The 9877-nt window shown below is 69.6% G+C and carries 12 protein-coding genes; 9 read left to right on the plus strand and 3 right to left on the minus strand.

Annotation, left to right across the window (positions count from 1 at the left end):
* Window positions 1-289: 289 nt before the first annotated feature.
* The 5 genes from QM597_RS02645 (at window position 290) to QM597_RS02665 (ending at window position 5862) form a co-directional block, all read left to right on the plus strand.
* Window positions 290-1018, plus strand: a complete 729-nt coding sequence (locus QM597_RS02645; RefSeq protein WP_415003322.1) for an NUDIX hydrolase — start codon at window positions 290-292, stop codon at window positions 1016-1018.
* On the plus strand, window positions 1015-2271 hold the full coding sequence (gene nadA, locus QM597_RS02650) for a quinolinate synthase NadA (protein ID WP_415003323.1): 1257 nt from the start codon (window positions 1015-1017) through the stop codon (window positions 2269-2271). Before QM597_RS02645 ends, nadA begins: the two co-directional genes overlap by 4 nt.
* Before the next feature lie 26 nt (window positions 2272-2297).
* Window positions 2298-3809 carry an L-aspartate oxidase gene (nadB, locus tag QM597_RS02655; protein WP_415003324.1) on the plus strand — a complete coding sequence of 504 codons (1512 nt, stop codon included), beginning with the start codon at window positions 2298-2300 and terminating at the stop codon, window positions 3807-3809.
* Window positions 3802-4641 (plus strand): carboxylating nicotinate-nucleotide diphosphorylase, encoded by an 840-nt coding sequence (gene nadC / locus QM597_RS02660; protein ID WP_415003325.1) that lies wholly within the window; start codon window positions 3802-3804, stop codon window positions 4639-4641. Before nadB ends, nadC begins: the two co-directional genes overlap by 8 nt.
* A 111-nt stretch (window positions 4642-4752) precedes the next feature.
* Window positions 4753-5862 carry a cysteine desulfurase family protein gene (locus QM597_RS02665; RefSeq protein WP_415003326.1) on the plus strand — a complete coding sequence of 370 codons (1110 nt, stop codon included), beginning with the start codon at window positions 4753-4755 and terminating at the stop codon, window positions 5860-5862.
* Between the two features lie 474 nt (window positions 5863-6336).
* On the opposite strand, the gene QM597_RS02670 is transcribed toward QM597_RS02665, so the two are convergent.
* On the minus strand, window positions 6337-6741 hold the full coding sequence (locus QM597_RS02670) for an SRPBCC family protein (protein ID WP_415003327.1): 405 nt from the start codon (window positions 6739-6741) through the stop codon (window positions 6337-6339).
* A 22-nt stretch (window positions 6742-6763) separates the two neighbouring features.
* Between QM597_RS02670 and QM597_RS02675 the strand changes: the two genes are divergently transcribed.
* A complete protein-coding gene (locus tag QM597_RS02675) occupies window positions 6764-7000 on the plus strand; it encodes a hypothetical protein (protein ID WP_415003328.1) in 237 nt (78 codons plus the stop codon).
* Between the two features lie 10 nt (window positions 7001-7010).
* A complete protein-coding gene (locus QM597_RS02680) occupies window positions 7011-7691 on the plus strand; it encodes a suppressor of fused domain protein (RefSeq protein ID WP_415003329.1) in 681 nt (226 codons plus the stop codon).
* A 10-nt stretch (window positions 7692-7701) separates the two neighbouring features.
* Here QM597_RS02680 and QM597_RS02685 read toward each other — a convergent pair whose 3' ends face one another.
* On the minus strand, window positions 7702-8091 hold the full coding sequence (locus QM597_RS02685; RefSeq protein WP_415003330.1) for a PIN domain-containing protein: 390 nt from the start codon (window positions 8089-8091) through the stop codon (window positions 7702-7704).
* On the minus strand, window positions 8088-8333 hold the full coding sequence (locus QM597_RS02690) for an AbrB/MazE/SpoVT family DNA-binding domain-containing protein (protein ID WP_415003331.1): 246 nt from the start codon (window positions 8331-8333) through the stop codon (window positions 8088-8090). The genes QM597_RS02685 and QM597_RS02690 overlap by 4 nt, the downstream gene beginning before the upstream one ends.
* Window positions 8334-8470: 137 nt before the next feature.
* Between QM597_RS02690 and QM597_RS02695 the strand changes: the two genes are divergently transcribed.
* Complete coding sequence (locus QM597_RS02695) at window positions 8471-9196, plus strand: enoyl-CoA hydratase (RefSeq protein WP_415003332.1); 726 nt, start codon at window positions 8471-8473, stop codon at window positions 9194-9196.
* The gene (locus tag QM597_RS02700; RefSeq protein WP_415003333.1) at window positions 9196-9651 is read left to right on the plus strand and encodes a hypothetical protein; all 456 of its coding nucleotides are present in this window, start codon (window positions 9196-9198) and stop codon (window positions 9649-9651) included. The genes QM597_RS02695 and QM597_RS02700 overlap by 1 nt, the downstream gene beginning before the upstream one ends.
* Window positions 9652-9877: the final 226 nt, after the last annotated feature.

The raw sequence follows: 9877 nt of genomic DNA on the forward strand, positions 1-9877 counted from the left end.
GGAGAGATGAATCCCAGGGAGAAGGCGAACGCCAGGACCGCCACCGAGGCCAGAGTGAGGAGCGTACTCACGATCCGTTGGAGGCAAGGCTTGCGCACGGGGAGGTCTCCCTTGGGCGAAACGACGACGCTCGGGAGCCTAGCGTGAATGCGACGCTTCCGTGGCCGTTTCACGGATTCGGCAGGGAACGGCTTGCGAGGGACAATCGGCGCGCCGATTGGCGCCTCCCTAAAGGTTGACCTGACTCTAAGGGGGAGTTAGAGTCAGACCTACCCAAAGGAGGTGAAGCATGACGATCCACGCCGAGGCACCCGCCGACCGCGTAACGCCGACTGCCGTCGAGGACGAGCGCGTCTCGCTCGCGGTCTCCACGGTGATCTTCGCGCTGCGCCCCCACCCCGTGACCGGGGAACCGACGATCTGGCTGCCGCTCGTGCGCCGCATCCGCGAACCGCACCTGGGCCGCTGGGCGCTCCCGGGAGGGCCGCTGCGTCCCGACGAAGACCTGGCCGCCTCCGCGCGGCACACGCTCGAACGCACCACCGGCTTCGCCCCGCGCTACCTGGAGCAGCTGTACGCCTTCGGCCGGATCGACCGCTCGCCCGACCGCGTCGTCTCCATCGTCTACTGGGCGCTCGTGCGCGCCGAGGAGGACGCCCACGGCGTCGTCGGCGACAACGTGGAGTGGTTCGTCGCCGACGAGGTTCCGGCCCTCGCCTTCGACCACAACGAGATCATCGAGTACGCGCTGACCCGGCTGCGTGCCAAGATCACCTACTCACCGATCGCCTACCGGTTCCTGCCCGAGGAGTTCACCCTCGCCCAGCTGCGCGAGGTGTACGAGGCCGTGCTCGGGCGTCGCCTCGACCCGGCCAACTTCCGCCGGCAGGCGCTGCGCCACCTCGAGCCGACCGGTCGATGCCTGTCCGGTCGCAACCACCGGCCCCCGGCCCTCTACCGTTTCCCTGCCCCTGCCTCCCCATCGCCGTTGACCTTCGCCAAGGAGGAGTCCCGATGACCATCTCTGTCAACGAACTCATCACCACCGCCCCCGGCGCCACCTGCGACGCCGACCTGGCGAAGGGTCCCTGGGCCTTCGACCTGAGTCCCGGCTACGGCCCCGGTGCCTCCGAGCACGACCTCATCCCCGATCCCGTGGTGCGCCCCGGCCAGCTGCCGGTTGCCTACCAGCGCATGAGCGAGGACGAGCTGCACGCCCGCATCCGCGCCGCCAAGGAGACCCTGGGTGACAAGCTCGTCATCCTCGGCCACTTCTATCAGCGCGACGAGGTCGTGCAGTACGCCGACTTCGTGGGCGATTCCTTCCAGCTCGCCAACGCCGCGCTGACCAAGCCCGACGCCGAGACCATCGTGTTCTGCGGCGTGCACTTCATGGCCGAGACCGCCGACATCCTCGCGCGCCCCGAGCAGCACGTGATCCTGCCGAACCTGGCTGCGGGCTGCTCGATGGCCGACATGGCCGACGAGGATTCGGTCGAGTCGGCCTGGGCCGAGTTGATGGAGCTGTACGCCGGCGAGGACGACTCCGAGCTGGCCTCGGTCATCCCGGTCACCTACATGAACTCCTCGGCCGCGCTCAAGGCGTTCTGCGGTCGCAACGGCGGCATCGTCTGCACGTCGTCCAACGCCGCGACGGTGCTGGAGTGGGCCTTCGAGCGGGGCCGCCGGGTGCTGTTCTTCCCCGACCAGCACCTCGGACGCAACACCGCCAAGGCGATGGGCGTGCCGCTGGAGCGCATGCCGATGGTGAACGCCCGCAAGCCCGGCCTCGGCGTGGAACGCCACGAGTTGCTCGACGCGAAGGTGTTGCTGTGGCCCGGCTTCTGCTCGGTGCACAAGCGGTTCACCGTCGCGCAGATCGAGCAGGCGCGGGCACAGTTCCCCGGCTGCAAGGTGATCGTCCACCCGGAGAGTCCCATGCCGGTGGTCGACGCTGCCGACGCCTCCGGCTCGACCGACGCGATCCGCAAGTTCGTGATCGCGAGCGAGCCGGGCGACGTCATCGCCATCGGCACCGAGATCAACATGGTCAACCGGCTCGCCGCCGAGTTTCCCGACCGCACGATCTTCTGCCTCGACCCGGTCATCTGCCCCTGCTCGACGATGTACCGCATCCATCCCGGCTACCTCGCCTGGACGCTCGAAGGCCTCGTCGAGGGCGAGATCCGCAACGAGATCGTCGTCGACGACGAGGTGGCCGCCAACGCCAAGATCGCCCTCGAGCGCATGCTCGCGGCCCTGCCCAAGTAACCCTGCCCACGTTAGGGACCAAGAACATGACCCACATCCTCGTGATCGGCAGCGGCGTCGCCGGGCTGACCGCAGCCCTCGACGCCGACGGCCGCGACGGCGTCTCGGTGACCCTGGTCACGAAGTCGACGCTCGACCAGTCGAACACCTGGTACGCCCAGGGCGGTGTCGCCGTCGTCACCTCCGCCGACGACACCGTCGCCTCGCACGTCGCCGACACGCTGGTCGCCGGTGCCGGCCTGTCCGAGGACGAGGCCGCACGGGTGCTGTGCGCCGAGGGGCCGGAGGCGGTGCAGCACCTGATCGACCGCGGCGTGCTGTTCGACGTCCACGACGGCGAACTGGCGCGCGGGCTGGAGGCCGCCCACTCCCACCAGCGCATCCTGCACGCCGGAGGCGACGCGACCGGCGCGGCCATCGCCGCCGCGCTCATCGGCCGCCTGCGCGACTCCGGTGTCGCCGTGCGGGAGAACGCCACGGTCGCCGATCTCGTGGTCGAGCACGGCCGTGTCGTCGGTGTCACCCTGCTCGACGGCAGGCGCATCGACGCCGACGCGGTCGTGCTGGCCACCGGCGGTGCCGGGCAGTTGTACCCCTACACCACCAACCCCGCCGTGGCCACCGGCGACGGCCTGGCGATGGCGCTGCGGGCCGGTGCCTTCGCCGCAGACCTGGAGTTCTACCAGTTCCATCCGACGTCGCTGGCCGTGCCGGGCAGCCCGCTGGTCTCCGAGGCCGTGCGCGGTGAGGGCGCGGTGCTCATCGACGCCGACGGCCGGCGGTTTATGACCGACGTCCACCCCGACGCCGAACTGGCACCGCGCGATGTCGTGGCCCGTGGTTGCGCCGCGCAGATGGCCAAGCAGGGCGGCGTGCCGGTGCGGCTCGACGCCACCGCGCTCGGCGGACAGTTCCTGGCGAAGCGCTTCCCGACCATCGACGCGGTGGTGCGCAGCCACGGCTTCGACTGGGGTACGACGCCGATCCCGGTGTCTCCGGCCGCGCACTACTTCATGGGCGGTATCCGCACCGACCTGTGGGGGCGCACCTCGCTGACCGGGTTGTTCGCCATCGGCGAGGTGGCCTGCAACGGCTTGCACGGTGCCAACCGGCTCGCCTCGAACTCCCTGCTGGAGGGAGCGGTCTACGGCCGCCGCGTGGTTGATGCCGCCCTCGGTGCTGCGGGTGCCTCGGAGGGCTTCGACAGCGAATGGGCCGAGCCGGTCGTGCTGCCCGCCGACGCGCGGGGGTTGGCCGTCAGCCGCGCCGATCTGCAGCAGATCATGTGGGACGCTGCGGGTCTGGTGCGCACCGGCGCGGCGCTGCGCGAGGCGAGTGAGACCCTTCTGCGGGCCGCCGTGCCCGTGGTGAGTGATGTGAAGTCCGTCGAGGACGCCAACCTGTTCGTCGTCGCGCAGGCCGTCATCGCCAGCGCCCTCGCCCGGCGCGAGTCGCGCGGCGGCCACTATCGCAGCGACTTCCCCGACACCGACAGCGCGCAGGCCGTGCACAGCACCGTGGTGATGGCCCGTGCTTGAGCGCGATCAGATCCGCCCGGTCGTGCGGCTCGCCCTGGTCGAGGACGCTCCGGCGGGCGATGTCACCTCCCAGGTGTTCATCCCGGCCGAGGCGCGGGCTGCGGCCGACTTCGTGGCGCGCGGGCCGGGCGTCATGGCCGGGGTCGACGTGGTCGAGGTCGTCTTCGAGGAGGTCGACCCGGAGGTCACCGTGGCGTGGCGGGTCGCCGATGGCGACTCCTTCGGTCCCGGAGACGTGCTGGGGACGCTGAGCGGGCCGGCCCGCTCGATCCTGCGTGGCGAACGCATCGCGCTCAACCTGATCCAGCGCATGTGTGGCATCGCGGCCATGACGGCGCAGTTCGTGCGGGCGGTCGCACATACCCCGGCTCGCGTGGTCGACACGCGCAAGACCACGCCGGGGCTGCGCGCGCTGGAGCGTCACGCGGTGCGCTGTGGCGGGGGTCACAACCACCGCTACTCGCTGTCGGAGGCCGTCATGGCCAAGGACAACCACCTCGCGCTGACGGGCGACATCACTGCGGCCATCCGCGCGGCGCGTGAGCAGATCCCGCACACGATGCACCTGGAGGTCGAGGTCGACCGGATCGAGCAGATCGAGCCGGTTCTCGCCGGGGGTGTCGACACGATCATGCTCGACAACTTCTCGGTCGAGGAGTTGCGTGAGGGGGTCGCGCTCGTCGGCGACCGGGCCATCGTCGAGGCCAGCGGCGGCGTCACCCTCGACACGGTGGCCGCCATTGCCGAGACCGGCGTCGACGTCATCAGTGTCGGCGCACTGACCCACAGCGTCCGCGCCCTCGACATCGGGTTGGATGTGCGGATCTTGTGAACGTTTGGTCCCTTCGAGGCTGCTTCGTCGCACCTCAGGGACCGAAATGGTCGACCCCTGAGGTGCGAGGAGGAACGACGAGCCTCGAAAGGTCGAGACAGAGGAGCACACATGACCATCTACCTCGATGAAGCCGCGACGACGCCGGTGCGGCGGGACGTGCTGGAGGCCATGTGGCCGTACCTGACCGGCACCTTCGGCAATCCGTCGAGCCGTCACGAGGTGGGGGAGCTGGCGCGGCGGGCGCTGGAGGAGGCGCGTCGCGCGGTGGCCGACTTCCTCGGGGCCAGGCCCGGTGAGATCACCTTCACCTCCGGCGGCACCGAGTCCGACAACGCCGCAGTCAAAGGCATCGCGCTGGCCTCGACGCGCGGCAATCATGTGGTCGTGAGCGCCGTCGAACACCCGGCGGTGCTCGAATCGGCCGCCTGGCTCGCGCGACAGGGCTTCGAGGTCACCGAACTGGGGGTCGACGAGGCCGGCCGGGTGTCACCCGAGGCTTTGGCGGCGGTCTTGCGCGACGACACCGCGCTGGTCAGCATCCAGCACGCCAACAACGAGGTCGGCACGGTGCAGGACATCCCGGCGCTCGCTGCGGTCGCGGCCGAGCGGGGAGTACCGTTCCACACCGATGCCGTGCAGTCGGCCGGCTGGCTCGACCTTGACGTGACCCGGCTCGGCGTGCAGGCGCTGAGCCTGTCGGGCCACAAGCTCGGCGCCCCTAAGGGGGTCGGCGCGCTCTTCCTCGCCCGTCGCACTCCGGCAGAGCCGCTTTTGCACGGGGGAGGGCAGGAGGGGGAGCGCCGCTCCGGTACCGAGAACGTCGCCGCAGCCGTCGGCTTGGCGGCGGCCGTACGGGCTGAGCGTCCCGACGCGGCCGCAGTGGCCGTGCTGCGCGACGAGTTCATTGAGCGGGTGCTCGCGGGGGTTCGGGAGGCCCGCCTCACCGGCGATCCGGTCAACCGGCTCCCCGGCAACGCCTCCTTCGTCTTCCCCGGACGTTCGGGCGAATCGATCCTGCTCGACCTGGAGCGTCGCGGTGTCGTGGTCTCCAGCGGCTCGGCCTGCCACGCAGGCAGCGACGAACCCAGCCATGTTCTGACGGCGATGGGCCTCGACCGCGAGGTTGCCCAGACGGCCGTCCGCTTCACCTTCGGCACAGCGATCACGGCCGAGATGCTCGCCGAGGTCGCCGATGCGGTCATTGAGGTCGTCAGGTGATCGTTTCCTCCGCCGCACCGGCCCTCACGATGCGGCACCGGTCGTCAATATCTCCGTCGAGGACGTCGATGCCGCACCGCCGAGGTCGGAGGGGCGGTGGCCCAGCCTCTCGATGGGGCTGTTCACCGACCCCGAAGGCAACGTCCTGGGCGTCTACTCGGCGCTGCAGGGCCGGTGAAATGACAGTGACCGTAGCGCGGATAGGCGGCATTCCGGTCATTGAGGAGCGAGCGCAGCACACCTCGAAATGACCCACCACTGCCGGCTTCGCCCTTCGAGGCTCGTCGCAAGTTCCTCGCACCTCAGGACCCGGCTCGCTCGTTCCTCGCTCGCACCTCAGCCAGCGGGTCTATTGGCGCGCGTTCCAAGACCCGGAAACGTGCCGCCGAGAGTCTGGAGCGCTGCCACGGCATCGAAGCGGTTGAGTCCGTAGCCTCGTACATGGTCGGCGCAGGGCGACTGCCGGGTCCTCGGTCATGGGTGCCTGGCTTCGATGAGGGTGCGGAGCCGGGCGAGGTCGTCGCGGACCATCTGGGCATCGGAAAACAGCATGTCTTCGGTCATGCCCGGCCGCCGGTAGAGGGTGAAGGCGACCTCGCTGCCCGCATCGTTGCGCAACACTCGCAGTGGATTGTGGACGACGGTGCCGTCCGGGAGCGTCACATCGTGGTCCAGCACGCCGGCCGCAGTATCGCCGGTGAAGGTGATCTGGACCCGTCCCATCGGGGAGTCGGCGAACCACCGGCCCTCTTCGTGACGGATGCCGGTGCTGAGTCCAGCCGCCCAAGAGGGCAGGTTGCGCGGGTCGGCGGCGAAGGCGATGACCTCTTGCGGGACGGCCTCGATGGACTGCGAGACGTGCAGCGCCGGCCAGGTCATGCGTGCAGCGTATCGTCGGGTCATGGCCGAACAGGTGCCGGCGGTCGGCAATATCCTCAGCCTGATCGAGCGGCGCGACTGGGATCGGCTGCAAGCCGCGCTGGCGCCGGATATCCGCTGGACCACCGCGGTCGAGGAGGACCTGCGCGGCCCCGAGGCGGTCATCGAACGGCTTCGCCGCGACCCGGTTCCCGGTCCGCCGGCATTCCACGAACTCCGCGACGGTCTGCTGGTCCGCTGGATCGACAAGGTCGGCTAGCGTCGCACGCATGATGACCAAGGACGAGTACCTCGCACGCGCTGCCGCCGAGGACGACTGGTCGCCCGGCTGGGCCGCCGTCGACGAGGCCTTCGCGAGCCTGTACACCGGCGTCAACCCGCCGCATCTGGCGACGCTCCTGCCCGCGCGAGCCATGTTCGGCGGCCCGGAGCACCTCGACGGATGCAGCCTCTACCCGAGTCCGAACGGGTATCAGCACCTCCTGACCTACGGCATGTCCACGCTCTACGTCGACGAGGAGTCCTTCGGCGGCGAATTCAGCGGCTGGGGTTATGAGATGACCATGAAGGTCCGCTCCGACGATCCCGACGACTGCCAGTGGGCCGTCAGTTCGCTCGGCAATCTCGCCCGCTACACCTACACCTCCAAACGCTGGTTCGAGCCGTTCCAGTTCATCAGCGGGCAGGGCAACCCCTTGCGGATCGGCAGCGACACCCGTCTGACCAGCTACCTGATCGTGCCGGACACCGAGGTCGGCGGCATCGATACGGTCCACGGCCGGGTCGACTTCCTGCAGCTGGTCGGCATCACTCAGGACGAGCTGGACTGGGTCGCCGGCGACTCGCCGGAAGGGTCGCTGGAGCGCTCCCGCGAGCTGGCCCGGCGCATGGCCGACAGTGGCAACCCGCACCTCGTCACCGACCTCGCCCGCACCGAGAGCCTCGTCTGAGCCGGCGGCCTCACAACAGCCTGAAACCGAGCTTGGCCGACGCTCTCTTGTCGAAGGTCACCGTCTCGTGCGCCCCGGCGCTTCGGGCGGCCTCGGCGACGAGTGCGTCGGCGAAGTCCGCGCCGTCCTTCACCGCCGCGATGGCGAACCGGACGGCAGCCGGGTTCTCCGTCACGATGTCGTCTGATCCGACGAACTCGGCCAGATGCCCGGCGGCCTCACGGGGAGCGACGCGATAAGAGCGGGTCAGCACCCAGAACAACTCTGCCAAGACGATCGATGACACGAAGCCGGGCGAGGAAGGGGTCAGCGAGTCCATCACGGCATCAGCGCGCGAGGCCTGGTCGGGGTCGTCTCGCACCAGATATCGGACGACGACGTTGGTGTCGAGAGCGATCATCGCTGGGATTCGGCAGCGGCTTCGGCGATGGAGTCGTTCATCTGCTCGACGGTGACCGGCGGGCCGTCGTAGGCGATGGCGCCGCGCAGCCGCCGCACGGACCGGGAGGCCCGCCTGACGATGAAAGCACCGTTCTCGGTGGGCGTGAACGACAGGTGCGCGCCCGGTTCCAGGCCCAACTCGTCACGCACGTCTTTCGGGATGGTGACCTGACCCTTGGAGGTGACGGTGGCGATTGACATGCCAAAATCTTACCTGTCGGTAAGGCGATAGAAAAGGCCGCTAACCGCCGTCCACCGGGTGGTCAGCGTGACAGCGGCGACCCACGCTCTCGCTCCTCCTCGTCTGAGTGCATCTCGCCGACCGATAGCGTGGGGGCATGTCGGTTCTCGATGCCCGCCGCGACGGTGACGTCGCCGTGTTGACCCTGACCCGCCCGGATCGGCGCAACGCGCTGAACATCGACCTGTGCCGTGCCCTGCACGCGGCGGTCGACGAGGCGGTCGAGGCCGGGTCGCGGGTCGTCGTCATCACCGGTGAGGGCACCGCTTTCTGCGCGGGAGCCGACCTGGGCGGCGTCTACGGCGAGGAGTTCCTGGAAGCCCTGTACGGGATGCTCCACCGGCTGACGCAGGTGCCGGTACCGGTTATCGCCGCAGTCAACGGCCCGGCTATCGGTGCTGGCACCCAACTCGCGATGGCCTGTGATCTGCGGGTCGCTGACGAGACTGCACGTTTCGCGGTGCCGACGGCCAAGAACGGCATGGCCGTCGACGCTTGGACCATCCGCACGCTCGGCAAACTTGCCGGCATGGGTCCGGCGCGCCGCCTGATGCTCGCCGCCGACACCCTTGACCGCGACGAGGCGCTGGCCTGCGGGCTGGTTGACCGCGCCGGGACTCTCGCCGATGCCCTGGCCTGGGCAGGCGAGATCGCCGTGCTGGCCCCGCTGGCGCTCGCACACAACAAGCTCGTGTTGAACTCCTCACGGGCCGATGATGCGGCCATCGAGGAGAGTTTCCGGTCGGTCTGGGCTTCCGAGGACGTCCGCGAGGCCGCACAGGCGCGCCTGGACAAGCGCCCGCCGGTCTTCCGGGGCGTCTGATGGCTCGTCCGTCGAGCCTGGCGTTCCGCGCCCTGGACGCGCAGGTGATCGCCGGGCGTGCCGACGACATCGCGCTGGTCGACGACGCGGGTGAACTCAGCGTCGCGCACCTGCTGCACGAGTCGGCGGTCATCGCCGGTGCGTGGCGGCTGCTGGGTCTCGCAGAGGGTGACGGCCTGCGGATCGAGGCCGACGGCCGGTATCGGGTCATCGCGGTGCTCGCTGCGCTGCGACGCCAACTCGACTGCGCCGCGCCGGGACCGGCGAGCCTGACCGGTCGGCCGCCGGTGGCCGCCATCGGCGGCGAGGAGATTCCGTGGGACGCCCTGGTGCGGTTGGGGCGCACCGATCCGCTGCCCGCGCCCCTCGCCGACGCTCCGCACGTCACCGCCTGGGCGCGCGAGTACGGCGACGTCATCGAACCGCTGCTTGCCGGCACCGCCATCGGCCTCTAACCGCAGGGGTGCTGGGCGCGCGTTTACAGGCTCTTCACAATCGAGGGTGTAGAGGCTGACGGCGCGTCGGTCCGGGGATAGACGTCGAGGTCTCCCGAAGATGGAAGTTCTGACGCTCGCCATCTGGAAGACCTCGACGTGCCTGACGCTACCTTCTCCACGCCTGATCTGACGACGTTCGCCCGTCTTGACGAGCTCGGGTTGGAGGTGGTCGGGCAGCGGCTCG

Source organism: Aeromicrobium sp. (genome assembly GCF_047607065.1).
Classification (GTDB): Bacteria; Actinomycetota; Actinomycetes; order Propionibacteriales; family Nocardioidaceae; genus Aeromicrobium.